Source organism: Sorangium sp. So ce363, assembly GCF_051520435.1.
Lineage (GTDB): Bacteria > Myxococcota_A > Polyangia > Polyangiales > Polyangiaceae > Sorangium > Sorangium cellulosum_B.
In genome coordinates, this window is record NZ_CP150333.1 from 3,766,088 (window position 1) to 3,781,425 (window position 15,338).

Genomic DNA, 15,338 nt, shown 5'->3' on the forward strand with positions numbered 1-15,338 from the left:
CCGGGCGGAACTAGCCAGGTTGGCGCGCCGTCCTCGGCGTGGCATTCTCCTGGGGTGCGGTGGAACGACGAGAAGAGCCGGCGTTTCCAGGCGCTCCGCGCGGCCGAGGCGCGCGGGACGTTGACGGACCCCGAGCGCGCGGAGCTCTCTCGTCTGTTCGAGGATCTCGACGCGGAAGAGGCCGACGCCCTGCGCCCGGCGATGGAGCTGGCAGCGGCACGCGCGGAGCACCTCGCGGCGCAGAAGGCACAGATCGAATCCCAGGCTGACGCCCTGGCGCGCATCGTGGCCGAGCAGGAAGGGCTCCTGGCAGATGCCACCACCTACCTCCAGAAGCTGCGGGAGAAGAACGCGGCCTTGGCGGAGGACTACCGGCGCCTCATGGGGCACGATCTCGCCCCGGCCCGCTGAGGGCGTAGTCGCGTGGCCGATGAGTTACGCGCGCTGGTCCGGGAGGGCTTTCGAGCGCGCTGCGCCTACTGCGGGGTGCACGAGGATGCGGTCGGGGCCACGCTGACGGTCGACCACCATCGCCCGCGCGCGCATGGAGGCACCGATGACGTGGCGAACCTCGTCTACTGCTGTGCCAGGTGCAACGAACACAAGGGCGCCTACTGGCACGAGCAGGATCCTCCTTATGTCCGCCTGCTTCATCCCGGGCGAGATAATCTGGCGCAGCACCTGCACGAGAGCGACGACGGACATCTCGTTGGCCTCACCCCCGCAGGCGAGTTCTTCGTCCAGCGCCTGCGATTGAATCGCCCGCAGCTCGTGGCCTATCGGCTCGCACGGCAGGCGGAGGTGACGCTTACAGCGGAGCTCGCGGTGAGCCGCCGGCGCGTCGAGGAGTTGGAGCGGGCGGTGCTCGATCTGCGTGCGGCGCTGGAATCGACCGCGGATGAGATCGAGCGCCGGTCGAAGGGGCGCCCCGGGGAGCCCTGAACCGGTCGAATCCGGGCTCGGCGCTTTCCTCTCCTCTTCAGAGGAAGAAGTGGACCGTCAGGTTGACGGACCCGCTGCTGGCGTTGCTGCTCTCGCCCATGTACTCGTAGCTCAGGATTGTCCAGCGCCCGGTCATCTCGAACCCGAAGCCTTTCGGACGACCCCACAGAACGCCCAGCTCCAGCATGCCGCCCAGGGCGTCGTCGAACCGAGCATCGGCGCCGCCGAGGACGCCGTCGCCATAGAGGTGCGGGTTGATCTCCAGGATCCCGCCCGCGGCCAGGACGCCGTGCCACGAGCTGTCGACTGCCACCAGGCTTCGGACGGAGGCCATCAATGGGATGCGCTCCAGCTTGATCGAGCCATCGGCGTCGACGAGCGTGCTCTTGTACTTCCACCCGGCGTCCAGCCCGAGACCGAGTCCCACGCGATCTCCGAGCCAGAGAGGCGTCCAGGTCAGTCCACCGGAGAGGGAGATCCCTTCTCCGGCGTGGACGGCGGTCGTGGAGCCGTCCGAGTACGTGAGCTCGGCGAGCTCATCGCCGCCGAAGGCGAGGCCGAGCGAAGCGTGCAACCCCAGAGACGAGAGCCATTCCCCGCGGCGCAGGGCCGGGGCGAACTCGTTCGGAGCGCGATCCGCCTCGGGTGCTGCGGAGGGAGCCTCGGCGCGCGCCACGGAAGCCCAACCCAGTATTCCCATTCCCAGCGCAGTGATCAGGATCTTCGAGTTGATGGTCATGGTTCTCGCTCCAATCCGAGCCGTCAGCCGGTGACGGCGATCTTGTCGCGCACGCCGACGAGTACGCGTTTGCCAGCGCGGCTCTTCCCGACGTCGTGCAGCCCTTTGAACGCCGTCATGCCGGCGATCGGAGCGGCGTCAGCCTTGGTGAAGGACAGGCACGCTGGCGTTGTGTGAGCCTTCGAGTGACGAGGCGATAGACAATGGGTTTGTTGTGTAATCTTGTCAACGGCGAAGCAGGGAGGGGTCATGGCGTTATGGAGGCATACCCAGCAGGCTTGGGTCGAGCTCCCGGAAGCGCTCGCCACGGACGCCGCGCAAGGCTCGGTCGATGGATGGATGGATGCGCAGGAGCGGGGCGGTGGGGCCGACCCGCGCATGCCTCTGTCGCGGGATCGGGTGTTGCGGGCGGTGCTTCGCTTCGTCGATGAGGCCGGCCTTGACGCCGTGACGATGCGGGCTGTCGGCCAGCGCTTGCACGTCGAGGCCATGTTCCTCGACAAGCATGTCACTCACAAGGGGGATATCGTCGACGGTCTCGTTGAGATCGTGTTCTCCGAGATACTTTGCCTTCGGCCTGGGGGTGCCGCCGGGGGGGGCGAAGCGGACCGGATCCGTTGGAAGGGGGCGCCGCCAGGGGGGGCACAATGGGTCCGGACCGTTGAGGGGGCCGCCGGGGCCGCGACGCGCGCTGACTGTCCGCGCCCTGGGCCCACGTCGCCGAAGGTCCTCCTTGATTCCCCATCCACGGCAGCCGCGGTAGGCCCCCGTGGCATAGGTGTTAACCATGCGCGTTCAGGGCCCCAAGCCAGCCCCCAGCAGCCACCACTGCGGTCGTGGTCGTGGTCGTGGTCGTTAACGGCTCAGTCGTGAACGTGAACGTCTCGTCCCGTCAATCGTCGATCAAGGTACCGGCGGAACGTTGACGTCTACGATCGTGTCGTCGACGACCACGACCACGACCACGACCACGACCACGTTCACGTTGGTGAACGCTGGGGGAGGGGGTCGCGCTTGGGGCCCTGAGCGCGACCGAACGACCTCCGCCGCCGCGGCGCTACACGGATCTCCCCGGCCCCACCGGCGGCGGGATCGACCACTCCGCGCTGTCCGACAGCCTGGGCTCTGCCTCCTCCGCCGCGCTCCCGAAGAAGTCCGCGACGTCGTGCCGCCTGGCCTCCGCGTCCGCGCGCCCCAGCTCGATGAGCTTCCGCGTGAACGAGCCGTCGAACAGGAGGTAGCTCGCGAGATCCGCGTCGTTCTCCGCGCCCACGTCCACCAGCGAGAGCAGCCTCCGCATCATCGCCGGGCCGCCCTGCAGCTTGCCCGCCCTCACGTGCTCCGCCGCCAGGCGCCCGAGATCCGCGCTCGGCCGCACCACCAGCGTCTCCACCCGCCGGTACGGCAGCGCCCCGCGCAGCGCCGCCGCTCCGTTGATCGATTGCAGGAAATCCGGGCCGAACGCCTGCTCCCCGTCCTCGATCATGTGGTTCACCCGCGTCAGCACCTCGAAATCGGTCTGGATGTGGTCGAGCAGGAACGCGTTCAGCACCTTGCCGAGCACGAGCGCCATCCCCGGCGGCTTGCCGCTGTCCCCCGCGTCGATGCTCCGCACCTCGCGCGACAGCCCGATCGCCAGGACGTGCGTCGCCCCCAGCCGGAGCGCCGGCGCGATCGGCGTGTTCTGCCGCACGCCCCCGTCCATGTACAGATCGCGGCCGATCCGCACCGGCGGGAACAGGATCGGGATCGCCGCGGACGCGAGCGCGTGCTGCGGGCCTATCAGCGCCCCCCGGATGATCGTCCGCGGCGGCGCCGTCGTCGGCAGCGCCCCGTCCGGGCCCGTCTGCATGAAGATCACCGTGCGGCCCGTCCCGATCTCGGTCGCCGACACGCTCACCGCCGAGAGGTAGCCGTGACGCAGCGTCCGCGCGATCGCGCGCCACGGGATCTCCCGCTCGACGAGCCGCTGCATTGGCGAGACATCGAACAGGCCCACCCCCTCCGACCCGCCCCCGAACAGGAGCTTCGGCATCGAGATCGCCTGCCGGACCCCGAAGCCGAGCACCGTCTCCAGCTTCAGCTGCGTCCACAGGTTGACGAGGCGCCGCACCCCCAGCGTCGGATCGTCGAGGTGCGCCGCGAGGTAACACGCGTTCACCGCGCCCACCGACGTCCCGCACAGGATGTCGATGCGCGGCGGCGCCCCGCGGAGGCGGGCGAACGCGTCGAGGACGTACGACAGCACGCCGACCTCGTACGCGCCCCGCGCGCCTCCGCCCGAGAGGATCACCGCCACCTTGCGCCGCGGCTTCGCCCCGGTCCTCGCGCCCGTTCCCGTCATGCCATCTCCCCGCGGCGGAGCGGGTCGTGCCTCGCGCCCGTTCCCGTCATGCCATCTCCCCGCGGCGGAGCGGGTCGTGCGCCGCCGCCGGTCCGTCCGCCTCCGCGGCGAGGACCCGCCGCACCACGGTGCGCTCCAGGAACAGCGCCCTGAGCCGCGCGTCGCGGATGTAGCCCGCCACCCTCCGCACGTGCGCCGCCGCGCGGTGGTACGCGTCCGTCGAGCTCGCCGGCGCGCCCTTCTGCAGCGCCTCGCAGCAGAGGTCGCGCACCTCGATGCCGTACTCCGAGCTGCCCGCCTCGACAGCGCCGAGCGCCGTCCGCGCGAGCAGCACCCCGGAGTGGACCTCCCCCGCGTCCACCCGCGACGCCGCCTCGATCGCCGTCGCGTGGGCGTGGTAGCTCATCAGCCCCTGCGACTCGGCGAGCTGCCGCGCCTCGGAGGCGTTCGCGATCGCGCCCTGGATATCGCCTCGCGCCCTGGCCAGCAGGCCGCGGACGTTGCGCTCGTGGATCATGTCGTAGACGCTGCCGGTCACCGCGATGAGCGCGCCCGCATCGGCGCAGAGCGTGTGCGCGGCGTCGACGTCGCCCGCCTCGAGGAGGATCCCTGCCGAGCAGAGGAGCGTGTCGGCCCGCGCATCCTGATCGTCATAGCGCTCGTGGGCCTCGCGCGCCCGCTTCATGTACGCAAGGCTCCGCGGTACGTCCCCGAGCTTCGCGTAGGCGTGGCCGATGTTGCTCAACGTTTTGGCGATCTGGAACCGGCCGCCGATCGCGAGATCGATGGAGATCGACGAGAGCCCGACCGCGATCGCGTCCTCGAAGCGCTCGAGCACGAACATCGCCACCGCGAGCGAGTTCTTCGCGCGCGCCTCGCTGCGGCGCGCCCCCACCGCGCGGAACACCGCGATCGCCTCGGCGTAGGCCTCCACCGCCTCCTGCACGCGGCCGACCCGGCGCAGGAGCACCCCCTTCGTGCGCAGCACCTCCGCGCGCGCCCGCGGCGTCAGCCCGCCCGCCTGCGTCACCCGGAGCGCGCGATCCGCCGCGCTGATCGCGCCCTGGACGTCGCCGAGCTCGCGCAGCACCTCCGACAGGATCGTGAGCGCCTCGACCTCGAGCGCGGGGCGGCGCGCGATGCGCGCGATCTCGGCCGCGCGCTGCGCCACCGGCAGGCCGCGGGCGAGGTAGCCGTCGTCGAGGTCGAACCGCGCGGTGCGCACGAGGGCGAGCGCCGCCCAGCGGGCGTGGCCGCTCTCCTTCGCGAGCTGGCGCAGCGCCGCGAGGTGCCGCCGCCGGTCGCGGCGGCGGCCGAGGTGGCGGAAGATCGCCTCCAGCGCCTCGTGCGCGATCATCCGCCGCGTGTCGCCGGTCGGCAGGAGCGACAGCGCGCGCTCGTAGTACCGCCGCGACAGCTGCGCCTGGTGCCCCGCGCGCGCGGCCCGCGCGGCGTCGAGGTAGAGCTCCGCCGCCGGCCCGGGCGCCTCGCCCCGCGCGAGGTGCTGCGCCACGATCGCGGCCGAGAGCCCCTGCGAGAGCGGCGTCGTCGAGAGGTGCTCGCCGAGCCGCCGGTGCATGCGCACGCGGCTCGCGCCGTCGAGCGCGAGGTAGGCCACGTCGCGCACGAGCGGGTGCCGGAAGTCCACCGCCCCGGCGCGGCGATCGCACAGGCCGCGGGCGCAGAGGCGCGTCACCGCCTCGTCGTCGGCGAGCCGCGTCAGGTTCAGGATGTCGTCCTTGAGCAGCGGCCCCCCCGCGACCGCCAGCCAGTTCACGACGTCGTGCTCCGCCGGCGGCAGCTCGCGCAGGCGGTCGCCGATGAGCTGCTCCAGCGTCGAGGGCAGCGGCTCGCCGCGATCCCCCGTCCGGTCGTGGCGCACGAGCTCGTGCCGCCCGCCCGGGTGCTCGACGATCTCCAGCGTGCCCCGCTCGAGGAGCGCGTCGATCATCTCGAGCAGGAAGAACGGGTTGCCGGCGACGCGCGGCACGAGCTCGCCGCAGACGGCCGCCACCCCGTCGCGCACGCCGAGGCGGGCCTCGACGAGGCGCATCTGCTCCTCGGCGCTGAGCCCGCGGAGCTCGATCCGCACGAGCCCCTCGATGAACGGGGTCACGCGCTCCTCGGGGCGCGTGAGGAGCAGCACGAGCACCGGGAGCCGCTCCGCGCGCTGCTTCAGGAGCTCCGAGAGCAGCTCCAGGCTCGGCCGGTCGGCCCACTGGAGGCCGTCGATGACGACGACGAGCGGCTGGTGGCGCGCCAGCGAGCCGAGCAGGTACTTCACGCCCCGCACCACCACGTCGCGGCCGTAGGCGGCCGCTTCCTCCTCGGGGTGCTCGAGCTGCTTGCCCGTGACGAGCTCGGCGAGCCGCGTGACGATGCGCGCGCCGAGCGGCGAGCGCGCGATGGGCCCGAGCAGGGCGCGGATCACGTGGGAGGCGTCGTCGATCGCGTGGTCGAGCCCCATCCCGGTGACGTCGCGGAGCACGTCGCAGACCGTGGCGAGCGGCAGCTCGCTCTTCACGGGCGAGCACTCGACGTGGAGCACGCGCGCGTCGCCGGGGAGCTCCGAGAGGAACGTGGAGATGAGCGCGCTCTTGCCGATGCCCATCTCGCCGACGATGACGCGCGCCACGGACTGGCCGCGGAGCGCGCCGACCGGCGGGATCGAGGGCCTGCTCGAGATGCTCGGGGGCCTGCTCTGCCGGCTCCCCGGCGGCTCGCTCTCGCCGAAGCGCGCGGGCGGCTCGACGTTGCCCTTCACGGGCGGCGAGATCGCCCGGTGGTAGGCCGCGTGCAGATCGGCCCGCTCCGCGTCGCGCCCCACGAGGTCGTTCGGCGAGAGCGCGATCTCCGCCATCCGCTCCTCGCGCGTGAGCGGCCGCTGCAGCGCGTAGAGCCGCATCTGGTGCGGGACCGGGTAGCCGCGGGCGTCGTCGAGGTCGAGCGAGGGCGCGTCGCCCCAGCGGAAGTCGCGGCGGACGAGGCGGTAGACGCCGCCCGCGACCCAGGTCTTGCCGAACGGGGTGCGGCTGCCGATGCGCTCGGCGAGGAAGTTCGCGGGCTCCTTGAGCGCGTGGTTGATGAGGTGCCCCTGCTCGTCGCGCTCGCCGTACGCGATGCCGCGGACGATGCCGATCGCGGCGCGGAGCTCGACGGGCAGGTCCTCCGACGCGCCGGCGAGCGCCTCATGCACGTCGACCGCCAGCGAGGCCGCGTCGGCCGCGGCGCGCGAGGGGTTCGCGAGCAGCCCGACCACCGCGCGCGCGCTCGCGTGCGACTCCCACGACCAGATCGCCCCGTGCTTGAAGGCGATCGCGTCGAGGGTCGTGCGGATCGAGCGCCCGCTGCGCTTGCCGGCGAGCCGGCCCTGCGCCCCGAGCAGCGCGTCGACGCCCTCGATGCGCAGCGTGACCACGGCGACGTGGCGCACCTCGCGCACGGCGCGCGGCGCGCCCGTGCCCTCGGCGTCGCCTCCGGTGCGCGCGGCCGGCACCGCCGCGAGCGTCTGCGGCTGCGCCACGGAGCCGTCGTCGGCGGGCTGCTCCTCCGCGCCCTCCGCGCCCTCCACGCGGCGCGCGGCGCCCTCGCGCGCCTCCTCCGCGCGGTCGCGGCCGAGCAGGTGGGCCACGGTCTGCTCGACCGAGGCGTTGTCGACGAGCTCCTGCCTCGCGAGCAGAGCGCGCGCGACCGCCCCGGCCAGGTCGCGCGCGGTCTGGAAGCGGGCCTCGGGCTCGCGCTCCATGGCGCGCATCACGATCGCCTCGAGCTCCGCGGGGATGTCGCGCGCGTGCGACGACGGCGGGTCGAAGCGGCCCTCCTTCACGGCCTGGAGCAGCGCCTCGTCGTCGAGCTTGCCGTACGGCGAGCGCATGGCGAGCAGCTCGTAGAGCACGACGCCGAGGGCGTAGATGTCGCTGCGCCGGTCGACGCGCTCGCCGCGCGCCTGCTCGGGCGACATGTACCCGAACTTGCCCTTCAGCACGCCGGGCTCCTCGCGGAAGAGGTTGGCGCTGGCGATGCCGAAGTCGGCGATCTTCACGACGCCCTCGAGCGAGAGCAGGATGTTCTGCGGCGAGACGTCGCGGTGGACGATGGCGAGCGGCATGCCGCCCTCGTCCTTGCGCTCGTGGGCGTAGTGCAGCCCCTTCGCCGCCTCGGAGACGATGAACGCCGACACGAGCGGCGGGATCCGCGACTCCTTCTGCTGGGCGGCCCGCATCAGCTTGCCGAGGTCGAAGCCCTCGACGTACTCCATCGAGAGGAGCAGCCCGTCCTCGCCGTGGTCGGAGAACTCGTAGACCTGGACGATGTTCGGGTGGTTCAGGCGCGTGGCGAGGTGGGCCTCCTCCACGAACATCGCGCGGAAGCGCCGCGAGGCCCCGTGCGCGGGGAGGATGCGCTTGACGACGAGGAGCTTGTACGTCCCCTCGGCGCCCCGCTTCTTGGCGAGGAAGACCTCCGCCATGCCGCCAGCGCCGAGGCGGCGCTGGATCTCTAGGTCGGCGAGCTGGGACGGGTGCTTGGCCATGCAGCGAAGCGGCGCGCGGGCGCCCTGGCTGGGAGGCGCCGAGCGCGGTGAATCGGGTGACCGGTGATGAACGAGGTCCGCGCTCGGTTCCCCCGATCCATGGGAGGACTACGGGTTGACCCGCATGGTAGCGTCCCGCCCGCGTCTCCGGGGAGACAACCAGGGTGGAAAGGCGAATCTTTCTGGGTGGCTCGGGGATCCCCGCCGGGGGTGAGCCTGCCTGCGCGCCGCACATCCGCGATGGCGGCGCCGCCAGACCCTGACGTGTCGCTTGCAAGGCGCCCTCCCACGGCGCCCGACACCCGGCCGGTGCTGCGCCAGCAGCAACAAAGCGGTTGCCGAAGCACAGGCCGTCTGTTAAAACGGATGCCGCGTCTGTGATGAGAGACGCCGGGCGTCCGACCCCGGCCGCTGGCTGTTGGCCCATTGGGCCGAGAGGCGGTGGGGTCGTCGTGTGCGCGCGCCTGAAACCTTGAGGGCTTGTAATGGACATTCGCGTGACAGAGGCGGACGTCGTCGTCGTGGGCGGCGGCAGCGCAGGCTCCACTGCAGCGGTGGAGGCGCAACAGCGGTTGCCCCGGGGGAGGGTCGTCCTCCTCGAGAAGGCGCATATCAAGCGGAGCGGCGCCATCGCGATAGGCATGGATGGGCTGAACAACGCCATCATCCCAGGGCACGCGACGCCGGAGCAGTACGTGAAGGAGATCACGGTGGCCAACGACGGCATCGTGAACCAGCGCGCCGTCTATGAATATGCGCGCAACAGCTTCGCGATGATCCAGGAGCTCGATTCCTGGGGCGTGAAGTTCCAGAAGACGCGATCGGGCGATTTCGACGTCAAGAAGGTCCACCACAACGGGAGCTACGTCCTCCCGATGCCCGAGGGCTACGATCTCAAGAAGATCCTGACGCGCATGGTCAAGCGCGCCGGCGTGAAGGTCGTCAACCGCGTGATGGCGACGCGGATCCTCGTGACCGACGGGCACGTCGCCGGGGTGATCGGCTTCGACACCCGGGAAGGACATATCGAGATCATCAAGGCGAGGGCGGTCATCCTGTGCTGCGGCGCCTCGGGGCGGCTCGGGCTGCCGGCGTCGGGCTACCTCCACGGGACGTACGAGAACCCGTCCAACGCGGGAGACGGCTACTCGATGGCGTACCACGCGGGCGCCGAGCTCTCGGGCATCGAGTGCTTCCAGGTGAACCCGCTCATCAAGGACTACAACGGTCCGGCGTGCGCGTACGTGACAGGCCCGCTCGGCGGGCACACGGTCAACGCGCGGGGGCACCGCTTCATCGAGAGCGATTACTGGAGCGGGCAGATGATGCTCGAGTTCTACCGGGAGCTCCACTCCGCGAACGGCCCCGTGTACCTGAAGCTCACCCACCTCGCCCCGGAGACGATCACCGAGGTCGAGCGGGTCCTGCACCAGACGGAGCGCCCGAGCCGCGGGCGCTTCCACGAGGGGAGGGGGCACAGCTACGCGAGCGATCTCGTCGAGATGCACATCTCCGAGATCGGCCTGTGCAGCGGGCACAGCGCGTCGGGGGTCTGGGTCAACGAGAAGGGCGAGACCACGGTGCCCGGGCTCTACGCCGCCGGCGACATGGCGTGCGTGCCGCACAACTACCTGCTCGGCGCGCTCACTTACGGGAAGATCTGCGCCCAGAGCGCGCTCGATTACCTCGAGCGCGCGCCCGCGGTCGAGCCGCTCGCCGCCGCGGTCGACGCCGAGCGGGAGCGCATCCTCGCCCCCCTCTCGCGGCGGAGCGGGGTGGCGCCGCACCAGTACGAATACAAGGTGCGGCGCCTGGTGAACGATTATCTCCAGCCGCCCAAGACGGGGAACAAGATGACGCTCGGGCTCGAGTACTTCCTGCGGGCGAAGGAGGAGCTCGAGGAGGTCACCGCGGAGAGCCCCCACGAGCTCATGCGGGTGATGGAGTGCCATTTCATCCGCGACTGCGCGGAGATGGCGGCGCGCGCGTCGCTGTACCGGACCGAGAGCCGCTGGGGCCTCTACCACTACCGGCTCGATTACCCCGAGATGGACGACCGAAGCTGGTTCACGCACGTGCACCTGAAGAAGGACGAGCGCGGCGAGATGGTCGCCTTCAAGAGGCCGGTGGAGCCTTATCTCTTCCCGATCGACGACGGCGAGCGCGCGGCCTACCACCGGCTGCGCATCCCGGCCGAGGAGCAGCGCGCGTCGGCCTGACGAGCGAGCGAGAACGCGAGAACACGAGGTCAATCAAGCGATGGGTCACCTGCTCAACCGCGAATCCGTCAAGGCGCAGAGCGCCAGGTCCGTGGGCCACGCCGAGGCCGCCGTGCGGCTCGATCTGCCTGTCGTCATCGACGAGGCGTCGTGCATCAAGGGCTGCCGCATCTGCATCGACTCGTGCCCGGTCGATTGCCTCGCGATCGATCCCGAGACGAAGAAGGCCCGAATGGCCTACGACGAGTGCTGGTATTGCCTCGCGTGCGAGATCGATTGCCCCAAAGAGGCCATCACCGTGAAGATCCCCTTTCTCATCCGATAACGACCCCACGGCAGAGACGACATGACACAGCCTTCGCTCGCGCAGGATCTCGAGGGCATCCTCGGGGATCCCGACCCCGGCGCGCGCCAGCTGGCGCTGACGCAGATAGAGGATCTCTCGGATCCGGAGATCATCCACCCCCTGATCGCGGCCGTCCGCGACGAGGATCCGACGGTGCGGGCGCTCGCGCTCGGGCACCTCGAGGATCTCGGCGACGCCCGCGCGGTGCCCGCCGTCGTCGGGGCGCTCGACGACGAGGACGCCCGCGTGCGGGAGGCGGCCGCCACGGCGCTCCGCGAGATCCGCGGGGCAGACGCCGCCACGCACCTCATCGACGCGCTGGGGCACACGAGCCCGTTCGTCCGCACCTCGGTGATCGTGGCGCTCCGCGAGATCCGCGATCCGCGGGCGCTCGCGCCCCTCGAAGGGGCGCTCGGCGACCCGGATCCCGAGGTGCGGCGCGAGGCGGTCCTCGCCCTGGCCTACCTGCGGCGGCCCGAGTCCGCGCCGGCGCTCCGCCCGAGCCTGCGCGATCCCGACGCGCGGGTGCGGCAGGTGGCGATCGGCGCGCTCGAGTCGTTCGGCGCGCGGGGTAATACCGCGCTCGTCCAGGACCTCGTGGGGCTGCTCGCCGATCCGGACTGGCGGGTGCGGGTCGAGGCCGCCATCGTGCTCGGCCGCTCGGCGCACGGCCTCGCGGCGCCGCACCTCCGGAGCGCGCTCGACGACGGCGCCTGGCAGGTCCGGAAGGAGGCGGCGCTCGCGCTCGGGCGGCTCCGGGCCGCCTCGGCCACGGAGGACCTTGTCGGGCTGCTCGGGAGCGATCTCGCGGATCTGCGCAAGGCGGCCGCGCAGGCGCTCGGCGAGATCGAGGCGGCGGCCGCGGAGGCGCCGCTCCGCCGGCTGCTCGGCGACGCCGACGTCGAGGTGCGGAAGGCGGCGGGCCGCGCGCTCGAGGCCATCCGGACGGGAATCGGACGAGGCAACGAACGACATGAGACCTTTGCGAGGGATTGAACCGATGACCAGGGCACTCCGCGCGCTCGCCTTCCTCAGCTTCCTCGCGGCGGTCGTCGCCGGGCTGTCGTGCAAGCCCGAGGCGAAGCAGACGATCCGGATCGCGATCGGGACGCAGGACACGACCATCAATTGCGCCACCGGCGGGCTGCTCATCCGGGAGCTCAAGCTGCTCGAGAAGCACCTGCCGAGGGACGGCAAGTACAAGGACGTCACCTACGAGATCGAGTGGAAGGACTTCACCTCCGGGCCGCCGCTGACGACCGAGATGGTGGCCGAGAAGCTCGATATCGGCGCGATGGCCGACTTCCCCGGCGTGCTGAACGGCGTGGCGTTCCAGAAGCAGGGGAGCCGCAGCCGCTTCATCGCCACGCTCTCCGGCAGCGCGCTGGGGAGCGGCAACGGGATCGTCGTGCCGAGCGACTCCCCGGCCCAGGGCCTGAAGGACCTCAAGGGCAAGCAGATCTCGGTGCCGTTCGGGTCGTCGGCCCACGGCATGCTGCTCCGGGCGATCCGCGATCTCGGCTGGGACCCGGACAGGGACGTGACGCTCGTCTCGCAGTCGCCGGAGGTGGGCGGCTCGTCGCTCAAGGCGAACAAGATCGACGCGCACGCGGATTTCGTCCCGTTCGCTGAGCTCTTCCCCTTCCGCGGCTTCGCCCGGAAGATCTACGACGGCTCCGGCGTGAAGGTGCCGACGGCGCACGGCGTGCTGGTGCGCGAGGCGTACGCGGAGAAATACCCGGAGATCGTCGTGGCCTTCCTCAAGGCGGCGCTCGAGGCCGACCGCCTGTTCGCGGAGGAGCCCGAGAAGTACAGCGAGCTCATCGAGAAGGTGACCGGGGTGGACGCCGAGGTCGCCTACATGTTCCACGGACCGCTCGGCATCCAGACGCGGGACTTCACGATCAAACCCGAGGTCCGCCGCGCCCTCCAGGTGGCGGTCGACACGCTCACGCTGCTGAAGCGCACGGACACGACCCTCGATGTCGGCACGTTCGTGGACGACCGGTACATCCGGCGCGCGGCGGCGGAGCTCGGGCTCGACTACGAGGCGCGGCTCGCGAGCTACGCGAAGCTCCCGCTGTCCGGGAAGGACGCGCTGTCCGGGGAGCCGATCGCCGAGCCGACGCTGGCCGCGCAGATCTGGGTCGCGGGCGAGCCGAAGGTGCGCGCGTACGCCAGCCCGGGCACGGCGCTCGCCGCGCTCGGGCAGCTGACGACCGAGGGCAAGGAGATCCGCGCGGTGTTCGTGCACGATCGCGCGAGCGGGGTGAAGCTCCTGGCCGATCGCGCGTGGTACGCGAGGCGCCCGGACGGCGGCCTGTCGGCGTTCCTGGCGAAGGAGGACGCGGAGCGGTGGGCCGCGGAGAACGGCGCGGCGGTCGTCGACTTCGCGACCCTGCGGGCCGAGCGCGCGAAGCTCACGGCGGCGGCGCCATGACGATGATCTCCGAGCGCAGCGCGCCGGCCGGGGCGGAGCTCGCCGGCGGCGCGGCCTTCGCGCCCGCCGTGGCGAGCGCGGCCCGGCGGGGCGCGCCGTCCCCCGCGCCGGCGACGACGCGCCGCGACCTCCGCCGCGCCTCCCTGCGCGCCCTGTCCGTGGCGGCGTGCGTCGGCCTCTGGCAGTGGGCGTCGATGACCCGCGCGGATCTCGGCGTCGTCACGTTCCTCAACGTGCCTGCGCCGACCGACGTCCTCGCCGCTGCGCGGGAGCTCTTCGCCTCGCCGAAGCTGTGGCAGCACCTCGGGAACAGCGTGTTCCGCGTCCTCGCGGGGTTCGCCGCCGCGGGCGCCACGGGGGTCGTGCTCGGGCTCCTCATCGGCAGGTCGCGGCTCGCCGAGGACACCCTGCTGCCGCCGCTCGAGATCCTGCGCCCCATCCCCGGCGTCGCCTGGCTCCCGCTCGCGATCCTGATGTTCCCGTCGGCCGAGCTGAGCATGATCTTCATCACGTACATGGGCGCGCTGTTCCCGATCCTGATCGCGACGATCCACGGCGTGGGCGCGCTCGATCCGCGGCTCATCGCGAGCTCCCGCAGCCTGGGCGCGCGCCCGCTCCGCCTGTTCCTCGAGGTGGTCCTGCCGGGCGCGCTGCCGAGCATCGTCACGGGGATGAGCATCGGCATGGGGACGTCCTGGTTCTGCCTCGTGACCGCCGAGATGATCGGGGGGCAGTACGGCATCGGCTACTTCACCTGGGAGTCGTACAACTTGCAGCGTTATCCGGACATCGTCCTCGGCATGCTGCTCATCGGCCTGCTCGGCATGCTCAGCAGCGCGCTCGTCCTGCGGGCCGGCGCGTGGCTCACCCCGTGGCAAGAGCCCCAGGAGAAGGGCCGATGACGCTCGACGCGAACCGCGCGGCGGCGCGCCGGGAGAGCCCGGGGGGCGCCGTGGAGATCCGCGGCCTGTCCGTGGCCCTCGGGACGGGCGCCCGCCGCGTCGAGGCGGTGCGCGACCTCGACCTCCGCGTCGAGGGCGGCGAGCTCGTGAGCCTCCTCGGCCCGTCCGGGTGCGGGAAGTCGACGATCCTGAACGCCGTCGCCGGGTACGTGGCGCCGGAGCGCGGCAGCATCGTCGTCGGCGGCGAGCGGGTCGAGGGGCCGGGGCCGGCGCGCGGCATGGTCTTCCAGCAGAGCTCGCTGCTCCCCTGGAAGACGGTGCTGAACAACGTCGGCTTCGGCCTCAAGGTGCGCGGCGTCCCCGAGCGCGAGCGCCGGGAGGCGTCCAGGCGCCTGCTCTCGCTCGTCGGGCTGTCGGGGTTCGAGGACGCCTATCCGGCGCAGCTCTCCGGCGGCATGCAGCAGCGCGTGGAGATCGCGCGCGTGCTGATCACGGAGCCGCGCGTCGTGCTGATGGACGAGCCGTTCAGCGCGCTGGACGCCCAGACCAGGCTCTCGATGCAGGAGCTCTTGCTCGACGTCTTCCGCCAGGTGCGCACGACGGTGCTGTTCGTCACGCACGACATCGACGAGGCCATCTTCCTGTCCGACCGCATCGCCCTCATGACCCGCCGCCCCTGCCGCGTCGGCGCGGAGATCGCGGTGCCGTTCGGGAGGCCGAGGACCGCGGCGATCGTGGGCTCCGGCGAGTTCGCGGCGATCAAGCGGCGGTGCCTCGAGGCCCTCCGCGACGAGCGCGCGGCCGCCGCGCACCGCCACGACCTGGAGGCCCAGACCAGCGCGTGAGGCGCGGGCCGGCGCGCCGGGCCCGGGCCG

Annotated in this window: 13 protein-coding genes; 8 read left to right on the plus strand and 5 right to left on the minus strand. The window is 71.8% G+C overall.

The features are described from left to right. Nucleotides 1-54: 54 nt before the first annotated feature. Both WMF12_RS14430 and WMF12_RS14435 read left to right on the plus strand, forming a co-directional pair. Entirely contained in the window at nucleotides 55-411 is a 357-nt protein-coding gene (locus WMF12_RS14430) for a hypothetical protein (RefSeq protein ID WP_437872033.1), read from the plus strand. Between the two features lie 12 nt (nucleotides 412-423). Next, nucleotides 424-942, plus strand: a complete 519-nt coding sequence (locus WMF12_RS14435; protein ID WP_437872036.1) for an HNH endonuclease — start codon at nucleotides 424-426, stop codon at nucleotides 940-942. A gap of 37 nt (nucleotides 943-979) precedes the next feature. Here the strand turns inward: WMF12_RS14435 and WMF12_RS14440 are convergent, their stop codons facing one another. The 5 genes from WMF12_RS14440 to WMF12_RS14460 form a co-directional block, all read right to left on the minus strand. Further along, nucleotides 980-1,681 (minus strand): hypothetical protein, encoded by a 702-nt coding sequence (locus tag WMF12_RS14440; RefSeq protein ID WP_437872039.1) that lies wholly within the window; start codon nucleotides 1,679-1,681, stop codon nucleotides 980-982. A 23-nt stretch (nucleotides 1,682-1,704) separates the two neighbouring features. Further along, entirely contained in the window at nucleotides 1,705-1,932 is a 228-nt protein-coding gene (locus WMF12_RS14445) for a hypothetical protein (RefSeq protein WP_437872043.1), read from the minus strand. A 4-nt stretch (nucleotides 1,933-1,936) separates the two neighbouring features. Further along, nucleotides 1,937-2,188 carry a hypothetical protein gene (locus tag WMF12_RS14450; protein ID WP_437872047.1) on the minus strand — a complete coding sequence of 84 codons (252 nt, stop codon included), beginning with the start codon at nucleotides 2,186-2,188 and terminating at the stop codon, nucleotides 1,937-1,939. 550 nt (nucleotides 2,189-2,738) lie between these two features. Continuing rightward, nucleotides 2,739-4,025 (minus strand): patatin-like phospholipase family protein, encoded by a 1,287-nt coding sequence (locus WMF12_RS14455; RefSeq protein ID WP_437552608.1) that lies wholly within the window; start codon nucleotides 4,023-4,025, stop codon nucleotides 2,739-2,741. Between the two features lie 46 nt (nucleotides 4,026-4,071). After that, entirely contained in the window at nucleotides 4,072-8,556 is a 4,485-nt protein-coding gene (locus WMF12_RS14460) for a serine/threonine-protein kinase (protein WP_437872063.1), read from the minus strand. 485 nt (nucleotides 8,557-9,041) lie between these two features. On the opposite strand from WMF12_RS14460, the gene WMF12_RS14465 reads away from it, so the two are divergent. The 6 genes from WMF12_RS14465 to WMF12_RS14490 are packed head-to-tail and all read left to right on the plus strand — an operon-like array spanning nucleotide 9,042 to nucleotide 15,308. Beyond that, the gene (locus WMF12_RS14465) at nucleotides 9,042-10,775 is read left to right on the plus strand and encodes a fumarate reductase/succinate dehydrogenase flavoprotein subunit (RefSeq protein WP_437872072.1); all 1,734 of its coding nucleotides are present in this window, start codon (nucleotides 9,042-9,044) and stop codon (nucleotides 10,773-10,775) included. Between the two features lie 40 nt (nucleotides 10,776-10,815). Beyond that, entirely contained in the window at nucleotides 10,816-11,100 is a 285-nt protein-coding gene (locus WMF12_RS14470) for a 4Fe-4S dicluster domain-containing protein (RefSeq protein ID WP_012235387.1), read from the plus strand. A gap of 21 nt (nucleotides 11,101-11,121) precedes the next feature. Continuing rightward, complete coding sequence (locus WMF12_RS14475; RefSeq protein WP_437872073.1) at nucleotides 11,122-12,117, plus strand: HEAT repeat domain-containing protein; 996 nt, start codon at nucleotides 11,122-11,124, stop codon at nucleotides 12,115-12,117. A gap of 4 nt (nucleotides 12,118-12,121) precedes the next feature. After that, nucleotides 12,122-13,561: an ABC transporter substrate-binding protein gene (locus tag WMF12_RS14480; protein WP_437872074.1), complete on the plus strand. Its 1,440-nt coding sequence runs from the start codon at nucleotides 12,122-12,124 to the stop codon at nucleotides 13,559-13,561. After that, complete coding sequence (locus WMF12_RS14485) at nucleotides 13,558-14,463, plus strand: ABC transporter permease (protein ID WP_437872075.1); 906 nt, start codon at nucleotides 13,558-13,560, stop codon at nucleotides 14,461-14,463. The genes WMF12_RS14480 and WMF12_RS14485 overlap by 4 nt, the downstream gene beginning before the upstream one ends. Further along, nucleotides 14,460-15,308, plus strand: a complete 849-nt coding sequence (locus tag WMF12_RS14490) for an ABC transporter ATP-binding protein (protein WP_437872077.1) — start codon at nucleotides 14,460-14,462, stop codon at nucleotides 15,306-15,308. Before WMF12_RS14485 ends, WMF12_RS14490 begins: the two co-directional genes overlap by 4 nt. Nucleotides 15,309-15,338 lie beyond the last annotated feature (30 nt).

Coding starts and splice junctions, on each gene's coding strand:
- WMF12_RS14475 (WP_437872073.1), top strand. CDS start 11,122: ATGACACAGCCTTCGCTCGCGCAGGATCTCGAGGGCATCCTCGGGGAT.
- WMF12_RS14450 (WP_437872047.1), bottom strand. CDS start 2,188: ATGCTTGTCGAGGAACATGGCCTCGACGTGCAAGCGCTGGCCGACAGC.
- WMF12_RS14455 (WP_437552608.1), bottom strand. CDS start 4,025: ATGACGGGAACGGGCGCGAGGACCGGGGCGAAGCCGCGGCGCAAGGTG.
- WMF12_RS14445 (WP_437872043.1), bottom strand. CDS start 1,932: ATGACCCCTCCCTGCTTCGCCGTTGACAAGATTACACAACAAACCCAT.
- WMF12_RS14490 (WP_437872077.1), top strand. CDS start 14,460: ATGACGCTCGACGCGAACCGCGCGGCGGCGCGCCGGGAGAGCCCGGGG.
- WMF12_RS14460 (WP_437872063.1), bottom strand. CDS start 8,556: ATGGCCAAGCACCCGTCCCAGCTCGCCGACCTAGAGATCCAGCGCCGC.
- WMF12_RS14465 (WP_437872072.1), top strand. CDS start 9,042: ATGGACATTCGCGTGACAGAGGCGGACGTCGTCGTCGTGGGCGGCGGC.
- WMF12_RS14440 (WP_437872039.1), bottom strand. CDS start 1,681: ATGACCATCAACTCGAAGATCCTGATCACTGCGCTGGGAATGGGAATA.
- WMF12_RS14485 (WP_437872075.1), top strand. CDS start 13,558: ATGACGATGATCTCCGAGCGCAGCGCGCCGGCCGGGGCGGAGCTCGCC.
- WMF12_RS14470 (WP_012235387.1), top strand. CDS start 10,816: ATGGGTCACCTGCTCAACCGCGAATCCGTCAAGGCGCAGAGCGCCAGG.
- WMF12_RS14480 (WP_437872074.1), top strand. CDS start 12,122: ATGACCAGGGCACTCCGCGCGCTCGCCTTCCTCAGCTTCCTCGCGGCG.